This is a genomic window from Pseudomonadota bacterium (genome assembly GCA_016719885.1).
GTDB lineage: Bacteria > Pseudomonadota > Gammaproteobacteria.
Map to the genome: position 1 here is coordinate 244,320 of JADJYF010000006.1, position 22,170 is coordinate 266,489.

Genomic DNA, 22,170 nt, shown 5'->3' on the forward strand with positions numbered 1-22,170 from the left:
CGAACCCATCATTCAACGCTTCATGCCCACACCCAGGTTCTGCACCACCATCACCTCGATGAGATGGGGGCCGGGCGTCGCCATCGCTTTCGCGAACGCGCTTTCGAATTCGGCGACGGTTTCAACCTTGCACGCATCGACCTGCATGCCCTCGGCGATGCTGACCCAGTCGATCACCGGGTTGGCGAGGTCGAGCATCGACAGCGTCTTGGCATTGGGCTCGCCGGCCTTGAGGCGCACCAGTTCCACGTTGAGAATGGCGTAGCTGCTGTTGTTGAGCAGCACCACGGTGACGTCGCTGCGTTCGCGCGCCATGCTCCACAGAGACTGCACGGTATACATGGCGCTGCCGTCGGCCTGGAAAGCCACGACCTTGCGATCGGGGCAGGCTACCGACGCGCCGAAACTGACCGGCAGGCCCTGGCCGATGGAACCACCGGTGATCGCCAGCCAGTCATGGGCCGGCGCACCCTGGGTACGCAGGAAAAGTTCGAGTCCGCAGGTGATGCCTTCATCGGAAATGATGGCGTTGTCGGGCAGGCCGGCGCTGATCACATCGCCGATCGCGGCCGGGCTCAGCTCGCCATCGATGAGCGTGGGCTTGATGCGCGCTTGCCGCGGACAGTCCGCGGTCGTCACGCGCTTGGCGAGGGCGGCCACCGCGGCCGGGATGTCGTCATGCACGCCGGCCAGCGCAATCATCCTGCACTCGGGCGGCGCCAACAGGCTCGCCACGCCCGGATAGGCGAAGAACGCCACCGGCTCCTGGGCGCCGATCAGGATCATCTGTTCGAAGTCCTTCAGGAATTCGATGGCCTGTTCGGCGAAATAGGGGATGCGCGCCAGCGGCACGCGCCCGGCGCCGCGCTGCAGGCGCACGGGGAAGGTCTCGCACAGCAGCGTGGCATTGCAGCCGGCGGCGATGCGCCCGATCACTTCCAGCGGCGCTTCACGCATGGCGCCGCCGCCAATGACGATAGCTGTGCGACGACCATTGGCCAAGGCCGCAGCGACTTCATCGATGACACTCGACGCAACCGCGGCGAGGCCCTCGGGCGCGAGACGGTCATAGGATTTGTGCGCCGGCTCCCAGGCGTGGTTGGCGGGCACGATCAAGGTCGCGATGCGTCCGGCGCCACCGCGCGCGGCCTGCACCGCTTCGGCGCCGGCCAGTGCCAGGTCTTCGGCGGATGCCGAGGTGCGCACCCATTCCGATTGCAGGCGCGCATGGCCCGGCACGTCGGAAGTGAGGGGCGCGTTGTACTGGTGATGCCATACCGCGTGATCGCCGACGATGTTCACCACCGCCGAATGCGCCTTGCTGGCGTTGTGCAGGTTGGCCATGCCATTGGCATAACCCGGCGCGAGATGCAGCAAGGTGATGGCGGGCTTGCCGGCCATGCGCGCATAGCCGTCGGCGGCACCCGTCACCACGCCCTCGAACAGGCACAGGATGGGACGCACGGCATCGGTCTTGCCGATGGCGGTGACGAGGTGCATCTCCGACGTGCCCGGGTTGGCGAAGCACACTTCGATGCCGGCTTCGACCAGGGTATCGAGCAAGGTATGGGCGCCGTTCATGAATGCTCCTCGTGTACGTGTGGCGACCGTCCACGAGCGGACAGTCGCTGCCAAGGCCGCATGTTACGTTGCGCTGATCGTGCTCTGCAATTCATGATGCGCAGGGCCGAACGATGCCCTGCATCCTCGTCCTGCCATCGAGTGCGCCGCGTCGCGCGGCCGGGAGCAAACCATGAAGCGGCATCTGCAATTGCTGGCCGACTACCACGTGTGGGCCTTGGAGACACTTTACGAAGCGCTGCTGCCGCTCGACGACACGCGCTATCGCGCCGACCGCGGCCTGTTTTTCTACAGCATCCACGGCACGCTCAATCACCTGCTGGTGGCCGACAGCGTGTGGTTCGGGCGCTTCATCGGCCAGCCGTTCAGCGTCAGCGGTCTGGATGCGGAACTCGAGAGCGATCGCGAGAAACTCGAGCAGCGCCTGTGCGGGCACAGCGCCAACTGGCGCGCGTGGCTGGCCGCGCGCAGCGATGCCGAATTGGTGGCGCCGCTGGTCTACAGCAACATGTCGGGCACGCGCTTCGAACAGGAAACCGCCACGCTGCTGCTGCACGTGTTCAATCACGCCACCCATCACCGCGGTCAGATCTCGGCGGCGCTGACCGCCTATGGCATCGATGCCCCGGAAATGGACCTGATCTGGTACCTGAGGCGTGGGCCCTCGCCGCTAGGCTGAGCGTCTACTCCGCCGGCACGGTCGCCATCAAGGTCGCGCAATCCGGGCCGTAGCGCCGCTCGACGCTGTGGAAATTCTTCCAGTCGGAGTTCATGAGCTTGGTCATTTCTCCCGCCGAGCGCGCCATGAGATCGTCCAGGGATTTGCGTCCGACCAGCTTGATGCCCTCGTTGAAAGCCCGCTCGCCGGCGCCGTACACCTCTTCGTATTCCTTCATCGGCTTGACGTTCACGGCATTGAAATAGAACGCCGCGCAGGTCGCGAAGCGCGCGGCCTGGTCTTGCGCCGCGGAGGGCGTCTCGGCGGCCGCCCCCATGGCAAACGTCAACAGCGTGAGCGCGCAGAGCGCACGCGAAATGGACAGGGTCATGGCCTTACCTTCATCAATCATCGAGCTTGAAGGCGAGCTTGCTCGGCTCGCCGCGTTGCAGTGCGTCGACATGCTCGGCCAGCGTGATCATCGAGATCAAGTCGTGACCGGCGTCGAGGCGCGCACGCACCACGGTCTCGCGCGCCTCGATGGCGCGCGCGGCGGCGAGGAGCGCGCGAAATTCGGCGGCGCTGGCGACGATGAGACCGTCGTCGTCACCCACCACGATGTCGCCGGGCTTGACCGCCACGCCACCGCACACCACCGGTACCTGCAGGGCGCCGAGTTCACGGATGGTGCCGGACATCGGACACAGGCCGCGCGCGTAGACCGGCAAGGCCAGCTTGCGCAGCGTGCTGACATCGCGCACCGGGCCGTCGACGATGATGCCGGCGAGGCCGCGACGGGCCGCTTCCATGGAGAACAATTCGCCGACCACCGCGCGACTGCTGCCCTGCGTGTCGACAACGAGCACCTCGCCGGGCACGGCGGCATCGAGCGCGCGGATCACCGCCAGGAAGTCCTCGTGGCAACGCACGGTGCGCGCCACGCCCACCAGCTTCACGCCGGTATTGATGGCACGCAGCCCGACGTCCATCACGCGCAGCGCTTTGTCGGCGTCGGCCAGCGATGCGCAATCGAGTTCCAGCAGGGCTTGTCTGAGTTCGGCATCCATCACTGTCGTGCTCCGCGCAAAGTGTCGAGCAATTGCCGCGCACCGGCGGCGAATATGGCGATGTCCGCACTGGCGGACACCAGCGTAAAGCCGTCGCGGATGTGCGACAGCAAGAATTCCGGCGTGGCGCCGTGGATGCCCACCGGCATGCCATGGGCGTGACACACGTCGCGGATGTGCCGGATGGCGTCCAGCACTTCCTTGTCCTGCACGCGGCCAATCTTGTTGAAGCTCGCCGACAGGTCGTAGGGCCCGATGAACACCGCATCGACGCCTTCCACCTTGCAGATCTCCTCGATGTTCTCCACCGCGTCGACGTGCTCGGCGAGCACGATGACGGACGTCGCGTCGTTGGCGCGCGCCACGTAGTCCTCGGCGTTCAGGCCGTACATGCTGGCGCGCGACAGGCCGAAGCCGCGGCTGCCCATGGGCGCAAACTTGGCGTAGCTCACGATCAGGCGCGCATAGGCGGCGGAATTGACCTGCGGCACGATGATGCCGGCCGCGCCGGCGTCGAGCGCGCGCTTGATCGATATCTCGTCACCGCGCGACAGGCGCACCACGCACGGCGTGTTGCCGGCGGTCTGCACCATGCGCTGCACCGCCGGCGGCGCCAGCGGCGCATGTTCGGTCTCGATGAACAACCAGTCGTAACCGATGTGGCACAGCGCCTCGACCACCTCCGGCGCTTCGAGGGTGACGATGGTGCCGAGCAACACCTCGCCGGCGCGCAGTCGTTGACGGAAATTGAAATTCATTGCGCTTGCGCTCCGGGTGGCGGCCAGGCGGTCGACGTTCAGGGTGCGGCGACTCGGCTCAGCCCTTGATCTTGAACGTCTCCTGCCAGTGCATGCCCTTCGAATCCTCGACCTCGGCGCGGATCTCGCTCACGCCCTCGGGACGGAAGAAGAAGCGGAAGCTCGGATCCTCGCTCACCGAAAAGCCGGTCTCGGCGGTCATCAAGAGCTTGTCGCCCTCGTAGAGCTTGATGGTCTTGACGTAGTGCTCGGGGCGAATGAGCTGGGTCTTCTGATCCTTCTGCATGCCGGTGACATTGGGATGACTCAGGAGAAACTGGCCGATCATGAGATCGCCATGGGCGTCGTCGCTGACGGCGCGGAATTTCATTTCGCCGATGTGCGCCATGGCCTTTTCGAAGTCGCTGGCGGCCGGCGCCGAACAGCCGCCCTGGGCCTTGACGAAGTTTGTGACCAGGTGATGCTCGCCGGTGTTGAGCACCGCCACCGCGCGGATGTTGGTGTACTGGTCGACGCGCACGCGCAGCGCGAGATCGGCGCGCCCCGAGGCCGGCGTCAGGTGGAAGATGCCGGCCAGCGGCTGCGGATTGTTTTCGACGAAGACGTAGATGTCCTTGATGTAGCGCGCCTCGGTCTGGGCAATGCCGGCGCTGATCGAAACCGGCGTGAAGGCCGCGTCCTCGGAGCGATAGGGCGTCTTCATGTCGATGATGGCGCGCCCTTCGGTGAGCGGCGTGTCACCGAAATAATGGGGCTTGAGCAGCGTCGCCCAGACGTCGACGGCGGACTGCGCGTCACCTTCCGCGGCAATACCGCCGACCGGTGCGCATAGCGCGACGAACAGCAGCAACAATGGAATGAATCGAACCATGGCAACTTCTCCGACCGCCTCGGCATGGCAAGCACACCGCTGGTGAAATCATAGCGCAGGACGGTGGCGGCCTGCCTTGGCGCTCATTCGAAATGTCGATAGCCGCGTGCTGTCGGCGTGAGGTCTCGTCCTTGCGCGTCCACGCAATGCACGCCACTGCCCGCCGTGACGTGGCCTATCTCGGTCAGCGGCACGGCGAGCTGCCGGGCCAAGCCATGCGCGGCGGGCAGCGCGGCCGGCGGGATGCACAGCGCCAGCTCGTAATCATCGCCCCCTGACAGCGCGAACTCGCGCGCGCGCTCGGCGCCGACCGCCGCCAGCAGGGCGGGCGACACTGGCAGGCATGACACATCGACCGCCGCGCCACGGCCGCTGTGGCGCATGACGTGGCCGAGGTCGGCGAGCAAGCCATCGGAGACATCGATGGCGGCATGCGCCAGGGCGCGCAGGCCCTGGCCCAGCGCCAGACGCGGCGTCGGCCACAGGAAGCGCGCGAGCAAGGGATGCTCGGCGCGCGCCGCCGGATCGGCCAGCGCCAGGTCGAGCCCCGCGCGCGCATCGCCCAAGGTGCCGGATACCGCGATGACGTCACCGGTTTGCGCGCCACGGCGGCTGAGCGCGGGACCAGCGACGCTGCCCAGCACCTGCAGGCTCAGGGTCAAGGGACCGCGCGTGGTGTCGCCGCCGACCAGGCTGACACCGGCCGCGCCCAGGGCGCCGGCCAGGCCGCGCGCAAAGGCCGCCAGCCACGCTTCGTCGAGTTCGGGCAAGGTCAGCGCGAGGGTGGCGTAGCGCGGCCGTGCGCCCATCGCCGCCATGTCGCTCAGGTTGACGGCCGCGAGCCGGTGCGCCACCGCGTCGGCGCGCAGGCCGCGCGGAAAATGCACGCCGTCGACCAGGGTATCGACCGCCACGACCACGTGCTCGCCCGGCGGCCACGCCAGCACCGCGGCATCGTCGCCGATGCCGATGATGACGTCAGGAGAGGGGATGTCGAGCGGGGCGAAGTAGCGCGCGATGAGATCGAACTCATCCATGGCGGCGCGCCTTCAGCGCTTCACGGCTGCTGCGATGCGCCGACTTCCACACCGCGCGCGGTGTGCGCAAGGCGATCGAGCACGCCGTTGACGTAACGATGACCTTCGACGGTGCCGAACATCTTGCACAGTTCGACGCCTTCGTTGATCACGACGCGATAGGGGATCTCGAGGCAGTAGCGCATTTCGTAGGCGCCGATCAGCAACACGCTGCGCTCGACCGGGTCGAGCTGCGGCCATTCGCGATCGAGAAACGGCGAGAGGTCGGCTTTCAGGGTATCGAAATGACGCGGCACTTCACTCACGAGGTCGGTGAAGTAATCCATGTCGACGCTGACCAGTTCGCGATCGGAGACGAACTCCTTGACGATGTCGCGCGGTTCCTGGCCGGCCATCTGCCACTGGTAGAGGGCCTGCACGGCGCAGCGCCGCGCACGCACTCGTCCATGGTTGGGGCCGCCGCTGGCTTTGCTCACAGCTGGCGCATCAACGAGATCATTTCGATGGCGGTGACGGCAGACTCCGCGCCCTTGTTGCCGGCCTTGGTGCCGGCGCGCTCGATGGCCTGCTCGATGTTGTCGACCGTCAGCACGCCGAAGATCACCGGCACGCCGGTGTCGGTGGCGACCGCGCCCAGGCCGCGCGAACAGGCGCCGGCGACATGATCGAAATGCGCGGTCGCGCCGCGAATCACCGCGCCGAGCGCGATCACCGCATCGTACTTGCCGGACTTGGCGAGCTTGGCCGCCACCACCGGGATCTCGAACGCGCCGGGGGTACGCGTGACGGTGACGTCGGCCGGCGCCACGCCGTGACGACGCAGCGTGTCGAGGCACCCCGCTTCCAGCGCTTCGACGATGAAGCCGTTGAAACGCGCGCTGATGATCGCCACGCGCATCTTGCCTTCCGCCACCAGGCGGCCTTCGATGATGGTCACGTCCTGCATCGTTCTTTACCTTTTTCCTGAGAGTGTCGCCGCGCGGGCCGGCTTATTTGACGTATTCGACGACTTCGAGGCCGAAGCCGGAAATCGCATGGTATTTGCGCCGATTGCTCATGACGCGCATCTTGCGCACGCCGGCGTCCGCCAGGATCTGCGCGCCGAGGCCGATCTGGCGCCAGTCCATGGCCGGGTTCTCGCGACGCGGCACCGCGCCGTCCTCGCCCTCGTTGTAGAGCCGGACCTGGTGCACCAGTTCGCGATTGGTGACCTGGTTGTTGAGCACCACGATCACGCCCTCGCCCGCCGACGCCACGCGCTGCATGGCATCGCGCAGCGGCCAGCCGGCGTCCTTGCGCAGGCTCGCCGTCAGGTCCTCGAAAGGATTGTAGATGTGCACGCGCACCAGCGTCGGCCGTTCCGGATCGATATCGCCCTTGACCATCGCCATGTGCAGATCGCCATGGATGGCGTCCTCGTAGGCGAGCAGGCGGAAATCGCCGAACTCGGTCGGGATCACCGAATCGGCCACGCGCTCGACGGTCTTTTCGTTGGCGATGCGGAAATGGATGAGGTCGGCGATGGTGCCAATCTTGAGATTGTGTTCCTCGGCGATGCGTTCGAGATCGGGGCGCCGCGCCATGGTGCCGTCGTCGTTGAGGATCTCGACGATCACGGCGGCCGGCTCGAGCCCCGCCAGGCGCGAGAAGTCGCAGCCCGCCTCGGTGTGACCGGCGCGCGTCAGCACGCCGCCCGACTGCGCCATCAGCGGAAAGATGTGGCCGGGCTGGGTGAGATCCGAAGGCTGCGCATCCTTCTTCACCGCCGCCTGCACGGTGCGCGCGCGGTCGGCGGCCGAGATACCGGTGGTGACGCCTTCGGCCGCTTCGATGGACAAGGTGAAGTTGGTGCGATGGGTGTAACGGGTGTCCTGCACCATCAACGGCAGGTTCAGGCGCCGGCAGCGGTCTTCGGTCAGGGTCAGGCAGATGAGGCCACGACCGAACTTGGTCATGAAGTTGATCGTCTCCGGCGTGCAATGCTCGGCGGCAATGATGAAGTCGCCTTCGTTTTCGCGATCTTCATCGTCCATGATGATGATCATGCGGCCAGCCCGAAGTTCGTCGATCAATTCCTGTGTGCTGCTGAGTGCCATGGTGGGTCGCCGGAGTCGCTGCTCGTGAATGGGCTGCCGATTATAAACATTTCGGCCCGCGCGGGGCGGGCCGTGGGCGCGAGGCGAAAGGCCTACCGGATCAGGTGGTGGGGCCGCCGCCGAAGCCGGCCTCGGCCAGGCTCGCGAGCGTGATGCCGCCGCCGGCCGGGGCTTGGGTCTTGCTGAGCATGCGCTCGATGTAGCGAGCTATGAGATCGACTTCTATGTTGACCGCGGCGCCGGCGCTCAAGGCGCCAAGGGTGGTGCGTTCCAGGGTGTGGGGAATGGTCAGCACCTCGAAGGTGTCGCCGTCCACGCCGTTGACGGTGAGGCTCACGCCATCGATGGCCACCGAGCCTTTGAAGGCCAGGTAGTGGGCAAGCTCGCCCGGCACCCGCACCACCCAGCGGATGTAGTCGTTCAAGGTCTCGCGCCGGACCACCGTGCCGATGCCGTCGATATGGCCGCTGACCAGGTGGCCGCCGAGGCGGTCGGTGAGGCGCAGGGCTTTTTCCAGGTTGACCGCATCGCCCACCTGGCGCGCGCCGAGCGTGGTGCGGGCCAGGGTCTCGGTGGAGACGTCGACGGCGAAATGTCGCGCGCCGAACTCGACCACCGTCAGGCACGGGCCGGACACCGCGATCGAATCGCCGAGCGCCACATCGCTCAAATCGAGACCGGCCGAATCGATGGCCATGCGCATGGCGTCGCCGCGACGGGCCAATTGGGTGATGCGACCTACGGTGGCGACGATACCTGTGAACATGATTCTTCCATCAAGGGCATGTGAGAACGACGCGCAGATCATCTCCGATCCGCTCGCAGGCGACCATAGGCAGGGTCAGCGCATCGGCCAGCAGCGCCGGTGACGGTACTTCCAGCGCGGCGCGCGCCGTCAAGCCCAGGATCTTGGGCGCGATGTACAGCGTGAGCTCGTCGAAACAGCGCGCACTGATGAAGGCGCCCGCCAGCCGCGGCCCCGATTCCACCAGCAGTTCGTTGATCTCGAGTGCGCCGAGGCGCGCCACCAGGGCATCAAGATCGATGCGCCCGTCGATGAGCGGCAAGGCCTCGACGCGCGCGCCGGCCGCGCGCAGCGGCGCGGCCTCGGGCAAGGCCTGTTCACCGCAGAAGAGCCAGGTTTCGCCGTCCAGGCCGAGCAGACGCGCGTCGGGCGGCGTGCGCAGGTAACGGTCGAGCACGATGCGATGCGGCTGGCGGCCGTGCATCTCGAAGCGTGGGTCACGCACGTTGAGCGAAGGATCGTCCGCCAGCAGTGTGCCAATCCCGGTCACTATCGCGCAGGACTCCGCGCGCAGGCGCTGCACGTCGGCGCGCGAGGCCTCGCTCGTGATCCATTGACTGCTGCCGTCGGCGAGCGCCGCCGCACCGTCGATGCTCATGCCGAGCTTGATGCGCACGCGCGGTCGGCCGCTGCGCATGCGCTGGAAGAAGCCACGGTTGAGTTCGGCCGCGGCGCGCGCGCCGACGCCGCCCAGCACCTCGATGCCGGCCGCGCGCAGGCGCGCCGCGCCGGCGCCCGCCACGCGCGGATTCGGATCGTCCATCGCGTACACCACGCGCGCCACGCCGGCCGCGATCAGGGCTTCGCTGCAGGCCGGCGTGCGGCCGTGGTGATTGCAGGGTTCGAGGCTCACGTAGGCGGTCGCGCCGCGCGCGGAGTCGCCGGCCCGGGCCAGTGCATCGGCTTCGGCATGCGGCCCGCCGGCGCGACGGTGATGGCCTTCCGCCAGCACCACGCCGTTTTTCACCAGCACGCAGCCGACGCAAGGATTGGGCGAGGTGGAATACTGGCCGAGCGCGGCGAGCGCCACGGCGCGCGCCATGAAATGTTCGTCGTCGTGAGCGGTCATGCGCGTAGCGACAGCGAGCGCCGGCGCTCAGCCGGGCTTCTTGGCGTTCTCGGCCTGCAACAGATCGAGCTGCTGTTCACGCAGATCGGGCGGCAGTTCGTTTTCCAGCCGTTCGATTTCCTCGAGGAAGGCCTTGACGTCCTCGAAGCTGCGATACACCGAGGCGAAGCGCACGTAGGCCACCTGGTCGAGACTGCGCAGCGCGTCCATCACCAGTTCGCCGATGCGTACCGAATCGATTTCACGCTCGCCGCTTTCGCGGATCTGGCGCTTGACGTCGTTGATGGCACTTTCCACGCGCTCCATCGCGACCGGGCGTTTCTCCAGCGCCTTCAGAAAGCCGCTGCGCAGCTTGTCTTCGTTGAAAGTCTCGCGCCGACCGTCGCTCTTGATGATGCGCGGCAGGCTGAGCTCGGCGGTTTCATAAGTGGTGAAGCGCGCCTTGCAGCTAACGCATTCACGGCGACGGCGGATTTGATCGCCCTCGCCGAGCAGGCGCGAATCAATCACGCGCGTGTCGACGTGGGTACAGAACGGACAATGCATGGCGTTCGCTCTCCCTGTGCCTGCTGGCTGGCCGCGCGCGTGGCGCTCAGGCCGCGTACACCGGATGGCGCCCGCATAGTTCGGTGACCTGGCCGCGCACGCGCGCGATCACTGTCGCATCGTCGATGTGATCGAGCACATCGCACATCCATCCCGCCAGCTGCCGCGCTTCGTCGGCCTGCATGCCGCGCGTGGTCATGGCCGGCGTGCCGACGCGGATGCCGCTGGTCACGAACGGCGACTGCGGGTCGTTGGGTACCGCGTTCTTGTTGACCGTGATGTGTGCGCTGCCGAGCGCCGCGTCGGCGGCCTTGCCGGTCAGGCCCTTGCTTACCAGGTCGACCAGGAACAGGTGGTTGTCGGTACCGCCCGACACCACGTTGAAGCCGCGCGACAGGAAGGTCTCGGCCATGGTCCGGGCATTGACCAGGACCTGCGCCTGGTAGGCACGGAACTCGGGTTCCATGGCTTCCTTGAAGGCCACCGCCTTGGCCGCGATGACATGCATCAGCGGGCCGCCCTGGATGCCGGGGAACACCGCCGAGCTGACTTTCTTTTCCAGCGCCTCGTTGCCACGCCCGAGGATGAGGCCGCTGCGCGGGCCGCGCAGGGTCTTGTGCGTGGTGCTGGTGGTGAGATCGGCAATCTGCACCGGGCTCGGATAGAGGCCGGCCGCCACCAGGCCAGCGACGTGGGCCATGTCCGCCACCAGGTAGGCGCCGACCTCGTCGGCTATCTCGCGGAACTTGGCCCAGTCGAGGATGCGCGAATAGGCCGAGAAGCCGGTCATGATCATGCGCGGCTTGTGCTCGCGGGCGAGACGCGCGACCTGGTCGTAATCGATGTAACCGGTGGCCGGGTCCAGGCCGTACTGGGTGGCGTGGTAGGTCTTGCCGGAAAAATTGACCGCCGCGCCGTGGGTCAGGTGGCCGCCGTGGGCCAGGCTCATGCCCAGCACGCCGTCGCCGGCCTCGAGCATCGCGAGGTAGACCGCGCCGTTGGCCTGCGAGCCGGAATGCGGCTGGACGTTGGCATAGCTCGCGCCGAACAGCGCCTTGGCGCGTTCGATGGCGAGGTTCTCGACCACGTCGACGTGTTCGCAACCGCCGTAATAGCGCTTGCCCGGGTAGCCCTCGGCGTACTTGTTGGTGAGCACGGTGCCAGCCGCCGCCAGCACCCTGGGACTGGCATGGTTCTCCGAAGCGATGAGTTCGATATGGGTTTCCTGTCGGGTCTTTTCCGCCTCGAGGGCGCGCCACAGTTCATCGTCGAAACCGGCAATCGACATATCGCGGGAAAACATGCTCGGGAGACCCTCTTGAGATGAAATGCTGCATGGCCATCGGGCAACTCTCACGGGCCCCGCGCCTGCTGCGCGATTATCGACGAATAGCGCCGGCTGCACAATCAAAAATCATTGAATTTACTGGATTTATAGCGACGCCGTGGGCGCTGGCAGACAAGCCGCCGGGGACTGAAGATCCGGCACCGGCGGCCGCTAAGGCATTCCATGCAGATTCATCCCCATGGCGAGCTCACGAAAGGCGAGGAAAACGGCGAGAAACGCTTTCTGGTTTTGAACCGTGATCGTCTCCGCCGAGTCCAGGCCTCACTCACGCCGCGTCAGCGCGATTTCCTCGAAGTCCTGCCGCTGCTGTTCCACATCAACCACCCGCTGTTGCCGGGCTACGTGTCCAAGGACACGCCTGCCGGCATCAACGACTACGGGCCGACCGAGCCGACGCTGCGCGCCGCCAAGCGCATGGTGCGATCATTCGATTACGACCGCCGCTCGGCGGTGCGCTTTCCGATCCGCGCCCTTTACATGATGGGCAGCCCGGGCACCATCGCCTACACGCGCCACAGCGATCTGGATATGTGGCTGTGTCACGACCCGGAGCTGCCGCCCGCCGCGGTCGAACTCATCGCCGAAAAAGCGCGCCGCATCGAACTGTTCGCCGCCGAGATCGGCCTCGAGGTGCACTTCTTCGTGCTCGACGCCGAGCGCTTCCGCAGCGGCGAGATGCTGTCGTTGTCCGATGAATCGAGCGGCTCTTCGCAGCACTCGCTGCTGCTCGACGAGTTCTATCGCTCGAGCCTGCTGGTGGCCGGCCTGCGGCCGCTGTGGTGGCGCGTGCCGTCACGCTTCGAACACCAGTACGACGACTACGTGCGCGAAGCCGTCGCCGCGCGTCAACTCGACCCGCGCGACTACATCGATTTCGGCGGCCTGCCCAGCATTCCGGTCGAGGAGTTCTTCGGCGCCGCGGTATGGCAGCTGTACAAGAGCATCAAGTCGCCCTACAAATCGGTGCTGAAGCTGCTGCTGATGGAAGCCTATGCGGCGGAGTTTCCCAACACCACTTTGTTGAGTCAGCGCTACAAGCAGAGCGTCGAATCCGAGCACGTCAATCTCGACAGCCTCGACCCCTACATACTCATGTACACCAAGGTCGAAGAGCACCTCATGGCGCGCAACGACCCGGTGCGGCTCGACGTGCTGCGTCGCAGCTTCTACATCAAGGCCAACCTGCGCCTGTCGACACGCGGGCCGCTGGCCGCCGAAGACTGGCGCGCCGATGTGCTGAACTACATGGTGCAATCCTGGGGCTGGAGCTGGGAGCAGGTATCGCGCCTCGACCAGCGCGAGGAATGGCGCATCGACACCGCCGTCGAGGAACGCCGCGACCTCATCAACACCCTCAAGGACAGCTACGCGATGCTGTCGCAGTTCGCCCGTGAACAGGCCAATGACCACAAGATCAGCGGTCACGACCTGCATGTGCTCGGTCGCCAGCTGTACGCGGCCTTCGAGAAGAAGCCGGCCAAGATCGAAGTGGTGACACGCGGCATCTGCAGCAATCCGCAGGAAGCGAGCCTGTCGCTGCACGAGGTCAAGCTCGGCGACACCGGCACGGTGTGGATGTTGTTCACCGGCATGGTGCGGCCGGCCGAAGTGCAGTTCCGGCGGCCCTTGAAGCGTTGCGCATCGGCGGCGGAGATCCTGATCTGGTGCCACATGAATCGCCTGAGCGATCCGGCCACCACCTGGCATGTGTTCACGCAGACCACCGATTTGTCGGCACTGGAGATCAAGCGCGTCAACGAAGCGCTGGCCACCAACCTGCATGCCGCCGACGAAGTCGATGGCGATGACGGCCTGCGCGCGCGACCGCGCATCTCGCGCGTGATCCTGATGGTCAACGTCGGCGTGTCGACGTTCTCTTCGAATGCCGCCGGCGTGCTGACCAGCAACCGTACCGATGCCTTCCAGTTCGGCGCGCGGCGCATGAACCTGGTGCGCACCATCGACCTGGTGTTCGTCACCAGTTGGTCGGAAACCTTCACCTATCACTACGAAGGCAACGGCGCGGTGCTGGAAGCGCTGGCCGAATGCCTGCAATGGGCCAACGTCGAGAACCACGAAACCGGCGTGCCACCCATCGAGGCGCACTGTTTCACCTCCGACTACGCCGCCCAGATCGCCGAGCGCGTGGCGCAGACCTTCAGCACTGCCTATCGTTTCCTGATCCGTCACGCCGCCGACGCCACGCCGCATTTCGTGCTCGAAATCGATGACCAGCTGCATCACATCCGCATGAGCAACGGCAAACCGCGCATCGAAGTGCACGGTGGCCAGGTGGTGCTGTTGCGGGCCCTCGGTGATGCCAGCAACGATCGCTTCAACACCGTGCACTTCGACGGCGAATGCGCGCATGCCGGCGTGCTGCCCCACATCTATCCGCACAATCGCGCGGGAAGACTGCAGGTGTTTGCGCGTCAACGTGGCCAGTTCGCCGACATCTTCATCATCGACGAGCGCGGCCTGCTGCTGGTGCATCGCCAGGAATGTCACAACATGGCGGCGCTCCTGCACCACTACCGGCGTTTTCTCGATACCGCCCTGCCGCGCTGCAGTTTCGACGGCAGCAGCGGCGTGACGCTGGACGAGCTGGCCGTCGATACCGTGGAGATCCTCGCCGGCGGCGCGGGGGTGCAGTTGAAGCCCTATACCGATCAGCCGTTGGCCGGCAGTCCTTACCTGTCGATCCAGGTGCTGGCCGACGCCGACGTGCACGGCCACCAGCAGTTCACCATCCATGCCAACCATCGCGAGTTCTCGACCTGGGAACACGGCGGCTCGCTGTTCGTGCAGGTCGCCGAGTTCGTGCTGTCACAGCGCAAAGCCGGCGAGATCTATCCGATCTACATCACCGATCTCGACCTCTCGCCGCGCTTTCGCAAGCAGATCGGCATCGAGTCGTTGCGACCCTTCGATCTGCTCAACTACAAGAAGCGCATCGAGTACCAGTTGACCCGCGCCATGCTGCGCGACGTGGCCGGCGCCACGCCCAACGTCGCCCTCGCCTCCTGAACCGCCGCGCCTCGCGCGCGGCGGACGATGCAGTAGAATGGCGCCCGATTCGAATCGAGTGGACGCCTTCCTTGGGAAAAGCAGACAAATTCTTTCGCCGCGCCGAACAGTTGCTGGAGCGCCTCGAGCGCCTGGTGCCGACGCCGCAGGACGATGACCTCGACGATGCCGTTGCCTGGCGCTGGCGTAAATCCAACGGCGGCGCCGGTCGCCTGGAAGCCATCCGTCGTTTCAACAAGGTGCGCCTCGCCGATCTGCTGCACATCGAGCGACAGAAGGAAGCGCTGGAACGCAATACCCGCCAGTTCCTGGCCGGACTACCCGCCAACAATGCCTTGATGTGGGGCCCGCGCGGCACCGGCAAATCGTCGCTGGTCAAGGCGCTCCTGAACGACTACGCCAATGCCGGACTGCGCCTGGTGGAAGTCGACCGGCTGGATCTCGTCGACCTGCCCGACTTCGTCGACCGTCTGCACGACAGCCGTGGACGCTATGTCATCTACTGCGACGATCTTTCCTTCGACGACAACGACGCCACCTACCGCGCGCTGAAGACCGTGCTCGATGGCTCGGTGCTCGATACGCCGGACAACATCATCATCTACGCCACCTCCAACCGCCGTCACCTGATGCCCGAGCACCAGTCCGACAACCAGGGCGCGCGCATCATCGACGGCGAACTGCACCAGGCGGAGGCGGTGGAGGAAAAGATTTCACTGTCGGAACGCTTCGGCCTGTGGCTGTCGTTCCACCCCTTGAGCCAGGATCGCTACCTCGACATCGCCGAGCATTGGCTGCGCGCCTTCAAAGCCGATCTTTCCGACCTCGCCACCGCGCGTGCCGCCGCGCTGCAATGGGCGCTGCTGCACGGCTCGCGCAGCGGCCGCGCCGCGCACCAGTTCGCACGCGACTATGCCGGCCAGCAGGCGCTGGAGCAGCGGCGATGACCGTGGCGCCGCCGGCCGAACTTGCCGCGGTGCGCGCCGGCGCGCGCTGCCTGGCGACGATGGCGGACGTGCATCGCGCCTGCGATGCGATGGCCGCCAACATCACCGCGCGTCTCGCGAGCGCCAATCCGCTGTTGCTGTGCGTGATGACCGGCGGCGCCATGCCGCTTGGCCTGTTGCTCGAACGCCTGGATTTTCCCCTGCAGGTCGATTACGTGCACTTGACGCGCTACGGCCTCGCCACCAGCGGCGGTGACATCACCTGGATCAAACGTCCGCCCGCGACCATCCGCGGCCGCAGCGTATTGGTGGTGGATGACATCCTCGATCACGGCCTGACCTTGGCCGCGCTGATCGACGAATGCCGCGCACAGGGCGCGGCCGAAGTGCTGAGCGCGGTGCTGGTGACCAAGACCATCGACAACCGCGCCGGTCTTGCCGCCGCGGATTTCTCGGCGCTGACCCTGCCGGACGAATACCTGTTCGGGTGCGGCATGGACTACAAGAGTTACCTGCGCAACGCGCCGGGCATCTACGCGGTGGGAGCAGGCGCATGAAACTCGGCATCATCGGCGGCAGCGGGCTGTACGACCTGCCGGGACTCGCCGACGTCAATCACGTCAAGGTCATCACGGCCTGGGGCGCACCGTCGGCGGCGCTGACGCGCGGCCGCCTGCACGGCGTGGATCTCGTGTTCCTGCCGCGACACGGCAGCAATCACCATCTGCCGCCGCATCTCATCAACTACCGCGCCAACGTCGCGGCGCTGGCCGATGCGGGCGTCACGGCCATCATCGCGACCGCGGCGGTGGGCGGCATCGAGCACGCCGCCGGCACCGGCGTCATCGTCGTGCCCGAGCAGGTGGTCGACTACACCTACGGGCGTGAGCACACCTATTCCGACGGCAGCCAGCCGCACCCGCAGCACGTCGACTTCAGCGACCCCTACACGCCGCGCCTGCGCGCAGACTTGCTCTCCGCCGCCGGCGATGCCGGCATCGCCGTGCGCGCATCGGGTGTGTACGCCGCGACCCAGGGACCGCGTCTCGAAAGCGCCGCCGAGATCGACCGACTGGAACGCGACGGCTGCACCATCGTCGGCATGACCGGCATGCCGGAAGCGGCGCTGGCGCGCGAGCTCGGTATCGATTACGCGAACATTTCGCTGGTGGTCAATCCCGCGGCCGGTCGCGCCAAGGGCGAGATCACGATGGCGGATATCGAGCGCGAGCTCGGACTCGGCATGGGCAGGATCCGCGGCGTCATCGCGGCGCTGGCGGCGCGGCTGGGCAAGGCCTGAAGGTTTCTGTTCATTGTGGGTCAGACTTCAGTCTGACGCCTCAGCTTCAATGTCCGACTGAAGTCGGACCCACAATTCAACCATCAATCCGGCTCCGTCACCGCACCACCGTCGTCCTGCCCGGCACCCTCATCCAGCGGCTCGTCGCTGCCGGCGCCGGCGGCCGGATCTTCCTCGGGCAGATCGAACGGCACGACCTGTACCAGCACGCCGAACAAGGGATGATCGAAGTAATGCAGTTCGCGCAGCTTCATGCCACGTGAGGCCTTGAGCCTGACCGGCGTGCCGTCATGGTCGTAGATGAAATCGATGTCGACGCTCATCTGGCGCGCCACTTTGACCATCACCGTGCCCTCGATACGCGGCGTCAGCGCCACCGCCGCCGTTGAATCGCCCTCGCCGCCCTGGCGGGTCAAGGTCGAACCGCGGGTGTCGACATCGGACAGGTGCACGCGCTTGGCGCCGGCCACACCGAAGCTCGGCTGACGCCATGCGGCCGACAGCAAGGGCGCGTATTCACGACTGTTGCGCAGTCGCCGCTCGACATCGTTGAGGCCGCGTTCATTGCGCTCGAGGGCCTTGAACGCTATCGGCCCGGCGCCCTGGGGGGTCTGCGTGTCGCCGGGCTCGTCGCCCATGGCCGGCAGGTCGGTGATCAAGTCCATGCTGTCGCTGAAGTCCGGCAGTTCGGTCATGGCCGGCCATTGTTCACCGCCCGCGGCCGACTCGACGTTGTGCCGGAACACCACCACCTCGACCTGGTACCAGCGCGCGGCCGCCAGTCCCGGCGCCGCCAGCAACACGCACAGCAGCAGCGCGCGCAGCATCACCTCAGGCCGCCGCCTGTTTGCGCGCGAGACGTTCAAACACGCTCTTGAGCTCGGTGAAGCGTGACTCGGCATCGGGCAGTTCCTTGGTTATGCGCAGTTTCTCGCCGCCATCCAGGCGGTAGGCGCGGTCGCGTTGAATGAGTTCGATGATGCGGATGGGCTCGACGTTGGGCTTGGGGTGAAACTCGATGCGACCGCCGCGGCTGCCGAGATCGATGCGGCGGATGCCCAGGGCTTCGGCTTCGAGTTTGAAAGACGTCACGCGGAACAGGTTGTCCACCGGTTCGCCGAACAGGCCGAAACGATCGATGAGCTCCTCGCGCAGGTCATCGAGCTCCGCCACCGTGCGCGCGCTGGCAACGCGCTTGTAGAGAATGAGGCGCGTGTGCACGTCGGGCAGGTAATCGTCGGGCAGCAGGGCCGGCACATGCAGCTCGACCTCGGTGCGCGCATCCATGGCTTCGTCCAGATCGATGCCGCGGCCACTCTTGAGCGCCGCCACCGTGCGATTGAGCAATTCGCTGTAGAGGCCGAAGCCGATCTCCTGGATCTGCCCGCTCTGCTCCTCGCCGAGGATCTCGCCGGCGCCGCGGATCTCGAGATCGTGCGTGGCGAGGGTGAAGCCGACGCCGAGATCTTCCAGCGACTCGATGGCTTCCAGGCGCTTGACCGCGTCGGCGGTGATCTCCTTGCGATGCGGAATGACGAGATAGGCGTAGGCGCGGTGATGCGAACGGCCGACGCGTCCGCGCAGTTGGTAGAGCTGCGCGAGGCCAAACTTGTCGGCGCGGTTGATGATCATGGTATTGGCGTTCGGCACGTCGATACCGGTCTCGATGATGGTGGTGCACAACAGCACGTTGCAGCGGCCATGGTAGAAGTCGAGCATCACGTGCTCGAGCTCGCTTTCGCGCATCTGGCCATGGGCCACGGCGATACGCGCCTCGGGCGCTATCCGCGCGACGGTCTCCGCCATCTCCTGGATGTTCTCCACTTCGTTATGCACGAAGTAGACCTGCCCGCCGCGGCCGATCTCGCGCAGGATGGCTTCACGCAGCAGCGCATCCGACCACTCGCGCACGAAGGTCTTGATGGCCAGGCGCCGCGACGGCGCGGTGGCGATGATCGACAGCTCGCGGGTGCCGGACAAGGCCATGTTGAGGGTACGCGGGATCGGCGTGGCGGTGAGCGTGAGGATGTCGATGTCGGCGCGCAGCGCCTTGATCTTCTCCTTCTGTCGCACGCCGAAGCGATGCTCTTCGTCGATGATCAAGAGGCCCAGCCGCTTGAACTTGATGTCCTTGCCGAGCAGCTTGTGGGTGCCGACCACGATGTCGACGGTGCCGTCGGCGATGCCGGCGAGCGTGGCCTTGGTTTCCTTGCTGTCACTGAAGCGCGACAGCTGACCGACCCTGACCGGCCAGTCGGCGAAGCGGTCCTTCAGCGACTCGTAGTGCTGGCGCGCGAGCAGCGTGGTCGGCACCAGGATTGCGACCTGGTGGCCATCGTTGACGGCGATGAAGGCGGCGCGCATCGCCACTTCGGTCTTGCCGAAGCCGACGTCGCCGCAGACCAGGCGGTCCATCGGTTGTTCGCGCTGCATGTCCGCCAGCACGCCGGCGATGGCGTTCAGCTGGTCCGGCGTCTCCTCGAACGGGAAGCCCGCTTCGAAAGCCGCGAAACCGGCGCGATCGAGCTTGAAGGCATGGCCCTTGCGCGCCGCGCGACGGGCATGGATTTCCAGCAGTTCGGCGGCGACGTCGCGGATCTTCTCGTGAGCCTTGCGCCGCGCCTTCTCCCATTGGCCGCTGCCGAGTTTGTGCAGCGGCGCGTGGTCGGGGTCGACGCCGGAGTAGCGGCTGATGCGATCGAGCGCGCTGACCGGCACGTAGAGATTGTCGCCGTCGGCGTATTCGATCTTGATGAACTCGTTGGTGACGCCGCCGACGGTCAGCACTTCCAGCCGCACGTAGCGGCCGACGCCATGCTGTTCATGCACCACCGGCGCACCGGGACGCAGTTCGGTGAGGTTGCGGATCACCGCTTCCTGGTCGGTGCTGGCGCGTCGCCGACGCCGCTGTGCCGCGCGTTCGCCGAACAGCTGCCCTTCGGTCAACAGCGACAGGCGTGGCTCGTCGAGCTCGGCGCCGTCGTGCAAGGCCGCGACCGCGATGCCGACCGGCGCATCGGAAGCCAGGAATTCCTGCCACGAATCAAGGCGCGCGGCCGGAACGGCTGCTGCTGGAACAGTTCCAGCATGCTCTCGCGACGGCCCAATGAATCGGCCAGCAGCAATACGCGCCCGTCGCAGCGCGCGATGTGATCGGTCAGCAGGGCGAAGGGCGCGGCGGCGCGCGCGTCTATCGGCACGCGCACCGGCGTACGGGTGGCGAACTCGAGCCCAGCCGCATCGTCGGACGACAAGCCGCTGACCTCGACGCAGGCATGGGCCATCAAACCTTGCAGCAGTTCGGCGGGCTCGGCGAACAGGCGCGCCGGTTTGACCAGCGGCCGTTCGACGTCATGACGCAGCTGTTCATAGCGCTCGGCCACCGCCTCGCCGAAGCGCTCACCCATCGCTTGCGCTGATTCGTCCAGTATCACCAGCGTGTCGCGCGGCAGATAATCAGCGATGAGATCGAGCTGGTCGAAGAACAGCGGCAGGTAGTATTCGATGCCGGCCGGCGCGAGGCCTTCACCGACATCCTGGTAGACCGGGCAGTCCTGCGGCTTGCCTTCGAATTCCACGCGCCAGGCGCGGCGGAATTCACGCGTCGCCGCTTCGTCCAGCGGAAACTCGCGCGCCGGCAGCACGGCGATGGAGTCGACTTCGTCGGTCGAGCGTTGGGTCTCGAGATCGAACAGGCGCAGCGTTTCTATCTCGTCGTCGAACAGGTCGATGCGGAACGGCGAGTCGGTGCCCATCGGGAAGACATCGATCACCGCGCCGCGCACCGCGAAATCTCCGTGCTCGGCGACTTGCGACTGCGCGCGGTAGCCGGCCGCGTCGAGGCGGCGACGGAATGCATCGCGGTCGAGTTTCTCGCCGCGCCGGAGATGGAACGCGCGGCCCTCCAGCCAGGCGCGCGGCGGCAGGCGGTGCAAGGCGGTCTGCACCGCGACAATCACCACGCCGCGTTGCAGGCTCGGTAATGCCGACAAGGTGGCGATGCGCTCGGAGGTGATGTCCTGGTAGGGACTGAAGCGGTCGTAAGGCAGGGTTTCCCAGTCGGGCAGATTGAAGCGCGGCAGGTCCGGCGCGAAAAATCCAATCTCGTGTTCGTAGCGCGCCGCCGCCGCGGCGTCCGCCGCCACCACCAGCACCGGTCCGCGATGCGCGGCGGCCGTGGTGGCAATGGCGAGCGCTCGCGCGCCGCCGTAGAGACGTGACCAGTGGGCAATGCGTCCCGCTGCCGGCGCGACGGCCGCCGTCAGCGGACTCAGGCGTGCGGGCGTGTCAGCCATGACGTCGGGCAGCGGCGATTTCGGCGTTGATGGCCGCCAGCGCCGCCAGCGGATCGGGCGCCTGGGTGACCGGCCGTCCAACCACGAGGAAGGATGCCCCGGCGCCGATGGCGGCGCCGGGCGTCGCCACCCGCACCTGGTCGTCGACGCCGCTGCTGGCCGGCCGTACGCCGGGCGTCACGAGCTTGAACGCGGCGCCGCGCTCGGCGCGCAGCTGGGCTATCTCGAGCGGCGAACACACCACGCCGTCGAGACCGGCGGCTTCGGTCAAGGCCGCGAGGCGCGAGACCTGCGCGGCGATGGTGCCGGCCACGCCGACGCCGTGCAGCGTCGGCTCGTCGAAACTGGTCAACACCGTGACCGCAATCAACAGCGGCCGTTGGGCATCATCGCCGAGCGCGGTACGCGCCGCGCGCATCATCGCTTCGCCGCCGGCGGCGTGCACGTTCATCATCCACACGCCGAGATCGGCGGCGGCACGGCAGGCACCCGCCACGGTGTTGGGGATGTCATGGAATTTCAGATCGAGAAACACCGCGAAGCCGCGCGTCACGAGCTTGCGCACCACCTCGGGGCCCGCACGGGTGAACAACTCCTTGCCGACCTTCACGCGGCACTGCGCCGGGTCCAGTTGATCGGCGAGCGCCAGCGCGGCGCCGGCATCGGCGTAATCGAGGGCAACGATGAGAGGCTTGTCTTGATCTGTCATGAGTCGAATTCTGGAATGAGGCCGGCGTGCACGGCGGCCGACCGACGCGTAGAGTG

General features: G+C 66.5%; 20 protein-coding genes and 1 pseudogene. 5 read left to right on the forward strand and 16 right to left on the reverse strand.

Going from position 1 to position 22,170, the window contains the following annotated elements:
* Positions 1-12 precede the first annotated feature (12 nt).
* Positions 13-1,581, reverse strand: a complete 1,569-nt coding sequence (locus tag IPM80_08620) for an acetolactate synthase large subunit (GenBank protein ID MBK8958490.1) — start codon at positions 1,579-1,581, stop codon at positions 13-15.
* A 172-nt stretch (positions 1,582-1,753) separates the two neighbouring features.
* Between IPM80_08620 and IPM80_08625 the strand changes: the two genes are divergently transcribed.
* A complete protein-coding gene (locus tag IPM80_08625; protein MBK8958491.1) occupies positions 1,754-2,260 on the forward strand; it encodes a DinB family protein in 507 nt (168 codons plus the stop codon).
* Positions 2,261-2,264: 4 nt separating this feature from the next.
* Here IPM80_08625 and IPM80_08630 read toward each other — a convergent pair whose 3' ends face one another.
* The 12 genes from IPM80_08630 to IPM80_08685 all read right to left on the reverse strand — a co-directional run bounded on the left by IPM80_08630 (position 2,265) and on the right by IPM80_08685 (position 11,791).
* On the reverse strand, positions 2,265-2,630 hold the full coding sequence (locus tag IPM80_08630; protein ID MBK8958492.1) for a hypothetical protein: 366 nt from the start codon (positions 2,628-2,630) through the stop codon (positions 2,265-2,267).
* 13 nt (positions 2,631-2,643) lie between these two features.
* Positions 2,644-3,306, reverse strand: coding sequence for an RraA family protein (locus tag IPM80_08635; protein MBK8958493.1), 663 nt, complete (start codon positions 3,304-3,306; stop codon positions 2,644-2,646).
* Positions 3,306-4,064, reverse strand: a complete 759-nt coding sequence (locus IPM80_08640) for a 2,4-dihydroxyhept-2-ene-1,7-dioic acid aldolase (GenBank protein ID MBK8958494.1) — start codon at positions 4,062-4,064, stop codon at positions 3,306-3,308. The genes IPM80_08635 and IPM80_08640 overlap by 1 nt, the downstream gene beginning before the upstream one ends.
* Positions 4,065-4,122: 58 nt before the next feature.
* The gene (locus tag IPM80_08645) at positions 4,123-4,935 is read right to left on the reverse strand and encodes a quinoprotein dehydrogenase-associated SoxYZ-like carrier (GenBank protein ID MBK8958495.1); all 813 of its coding nucleotides are present in this window, start codon (positions 4,933-4,935) and stop codon (positions 4,123-4,125) included.
* 83 nt (positions 4,936-5,018) lie between these two features.
* Positions 5,019-5,972, reverse strand: a complete 954-nt coding sequence (gene thiL / locus IPM80_08650) for a thiamine-phosphate kinase (GenBank protein MBK8958496.1) — start codon at positions 5,970-5,972, stop codon at positions 5,019-5,021.
* 20 nt (positions 5,973-5,992) lie between these two features.
* Complete coding sequence (gene nusB / locus IPM80_08655; protein MBK8958497.1) at positions 5,993-6,448, reverse strand: transcription antitermination factor NusB; 456 nt, start codon at positions 6,446-6,448, stop codon at positions 5,993-5,995.
* The gene (gene ribE / locus IPM80_08660; protein ID MBK8958498.1) at positions 6,445-6,918 is read right to left on the reverse strand and encodes a 6,7-dimethyl-8-ribityllumazine synthase; all 474 of its coding nucleotides are present in this window, start codon (positions 6,916-6,918) and stop codon (positions 6,445-6,447) included. Before ribE ends, nusB begins: the two co-directional genes overlap by 4 nt.
* A 43-nt stretch (positions 6,919-6,961) precedes the next feature.
* Positions 6,962-8,068, reverse strand: coding sequence for a 3,4-dihydroxy-2-butanone-4-phosphate synthase (gene ribB / locus IPM80_08665; GenBank protein ID MBK8958499.1), 1,107 nt, complete (start codon positions 8,066-8,068; stop codon positions 6,962-6,964).
* A 100-nt stretch (positions 8,069-8,168) separates the two neighbouring features.
* Positions 8,169-8,834, reverse strand: coding sequence for a riboflavin synthase (locus IPM80_08670; protein ID MBK8958500.1), 666 nt, complete (start codon positions 8,832-8,834; stop codon positions 8,169-8,171).
* 10 nt (positions 8,835-8,844) lie between these two features.
* A complete protein-coding gene (ribD, locus tag IPM80_08675) occupies positions 8,845-9,915 on the reverse strand; it encodes a bifunctional diaminohydroxyphosphoribosylaminopyrimidine deaminase/5-amino-6-(5-phosphoribosylamino)uracil reductase RibD (protein ID MBK8958501.1) in 1,071 nt (356 codons plus the stop codon).
* A gap of 54 nt (positions 9,916-9,969) precedes the next feature.
* Positions 9,970-10,488: a transcriptional regulator NrdR gene (nrdR, locus tag IPM80_08680; protein MBK8958502.1), complete on the reverse strand. Its 519-nt coding sequence runs from the start codon at positions 10,486-10,488 to the stop codon at positions 9,970-9,972.
* A gap of 46 nt (positions 10,489-10,534) precedes the next feature.
* A complete protein-coding gene (locus IPM80_08685; protein ID MBK8958503.1) occupies positions 10,535-11,791 on the reverse strand; it encodes a serine hydroxymethyltransferase in 1,257 nt (418 codons plus the stop codon).
* A 207-nt stretch (positions 11,792-11,998) separates the two neighbouring features.
* Here IPM80_08685 and IPM80_08690 point away from each other — a divergent pair, with 207 nt between their 5' ends.
* From IPM80_08690 to IPM80_08705, 4 genes are all read left to right on the forward strand, one after another.
* The gene (locus IPM80_08690) at positions 11,999-14,863 is read left to right on the forward strand and encodes a class I adenylate cyclase (protein ID MBK8958504.1); all 2,865 of its coding nucleotides are present in this window, start codon (positions 11,999-12,001) and stop codon (positions 14,861-14,863) included.
* A gap of 71 nt (positions 14,864-14,934) precedes the next feature.
* Positions 14,935-15,810 carry an ATP-binding protein gene (locus IPM80_08695; GenBank protein ID MBK8958505.1) on the forward strand — a complete coding sequence of 292 codons (876 nt, stop codon included), beginning with the start codon at positions 14,935-14,937 and terminating at the stop codon, positions 15,808-15,810.
* Entirely contained in the window at positions 15,807-16,367 is a 561-nt protein-coding gene (locus IPM80_08700; GenBank protein ID MBK8958506.1) for a hypoxanthine-guanine phosphoribosyltransferase, read from the forward strand. Before IPM80_08695 ends, IPM80_08700 begins: the two co-directional genes overlap by 4 nt.
* Positions 16,364-17,110, forward strand: coding sequence for an S-methyl-5'-thioinosine phosphorylase (locus IPM80_08705; protein ID MBK8958507.1), 747 nt, complete (start codon positions 16,364-16,366; stop codon positions 17,108-17,110). The genes IPM80_08700 and IPM80_08705 overlap by 4 nt, the downstream gene beginning before the upstream one ends.
* 83 nt (positions 17,111-17,193) lie before the next feature.
* Here the strand turns inward: IPM80_08705 and IPM80_08710 are convergent, their stop codons facing one another.
* The 3 genes and pseudogenes from IPM80_08710 to pyrF all read right to left on the reverse strand — a co-directional run bounded on the left by IPM80_08710 (position 17,194) and on the right by pyrF (position 22,114).
* Complete coding sequence (locus IPM80_08710; protein MBK8958508.1) at positions 17,194-17,940, reverse strand: hypothetical protein; 747 nt, start codon at positions 17,938-17,940, stop codon at positions 17,194-17,196.
* A gap of 1 nt (position 17,941) precedes the next feature.
* Positions 17,942-21,405: pseudogene (gene mfd / locus IPM80_08715) on the reverse strand (transcription-repair coupling factor).
* Entirely contained in the window at positions 21,398-22,114 is a 717-nt protein-coding gene (gene pyrF, locus IPM80_08720; protein ID MBK8958509.1) for an orotidine-5'-phosphate decarboxylase, read from the reverse strand. Before pyrF ends, mfd begins: the two are co-directional and overlap by 8 nt.
* Positions 22,115-22,170: the final 56 nt, after the last annotated feature.

Bases quoted from the DNA above. Each gene is read 5' to 3' on its own strand.
- ribB (MBK8958499.1), bottom strand. From the start codon at position 8,068: ATGGCACTCAGCAGCACACAGGAATTGATCGACGAACTTCGGGCTGGC.
- IPM80_08700 (MBK8958506.1), top strand. From the start codon at position 15,807: ATGACCGTGGCGCCGCCGGCCGAACTTGCCGCGGTGCGCGCCGGCGCG.
- IPM80_08705 (MBK8958507.1), top strand. From the start codon at position 16,364: ATGAAACTCGGCATCATCGGCGGCAGCGGGCTGTACGACCTGCCGGGA.
- IPM80_08685 (MBK8958503.1), bottom strand. From the start codon at position 11,791: ATGTTTTCCCGCGATATGTCGATTGCCGGTTTCGACGATGAACTGTGG.
- IPM80_08630 (MBK8958492.1), bottom strand. From the start codon at position 2,630: ATGACCCTGTCCATTTCGCGTGCGCTCTGCGCGCTCACGCTGTTGACG.
- IPM80_08620 (MBK8958490.1), bottom strand. From the start codon at position 1,581: ATGAACGGCGCCCATACCTTGCTCGATACCCTGGTCGAAGCCGGCATC.
- ribE (MBK8958498.1), bottom strand. From the start codon at position 6,918: ATGCAGGACGTGACCATCATCGAAGGCCGCCTGGTGGCGGAAGGCAAG.
- pyrF (MBK8958509.1), bottom strand. From the start codon at position 22,114: ATGACAGATCAAGACAAGCCTCTCATCGTTGCCCTCGATTACGCCGAT.
- IPM80_08690 (MBK8958504.1), top strand. From the start codon at position 11,999: ATGCAGATTCATCCCCATGGCGAGCTCACGAAAGGCGAGGAAAACGGC.
- IPM80_08635 (MBK8958493.1), bottom strand. From the start codon at position 3,306: ATGGATGCCGAACTCAGACAAGCCCTGCTGGAACTCGATTGCGCATCG.
- IPM80_08640 (MBK8958494.1), bottom strand. From the start codon at position 4,064: ATGAATTTCAATTTCCGTCAACGACTGCGCGCCGGCGAGGTGTTGCTC.
- ribD (MBK8958501.1), bottom strand. From the start codon at position 9,915: ATGGCGCGCGCCGTGGCGCTCGCCGCGCTCGGCCAGTATTCCACCTCG.
- IPM80_08645 (MBK8958495.1), bottom strand. From the start codon at position 4,935: ATGGTTCGATTCATTCCATTGTTGCTGCTGTTCGTCGCGCTATGCGCA.
- nrdR (MBK8958502.1), bottom strand. From the start codon at position 10,488: ATGCATTGTCCGTTCTGTACCCACGTCGACACGCGCGTGATTGATTCG.
- IPM80_08670 (MBK8958500.1), bottom strand. From the start codon at position 8,834: ATGTTCACAGGTATCGTCGCCACCGTAGGTCGCATCACCCAATTGGCC.
- IPM80_08625 (MBK8958491.1), top strand. From the start codon at position 1,754: ATGAAGCGGCATCTGCAATTGCTGGCCGACTACCACGTGTGGGCCTTG.
- thiL (MBK8958496.1), bottom strand. From the start codon at position 5,972: ATGGATGAGTTCGATCTCATCGCGCGCTACTTCGCCCCGCTCGACATC.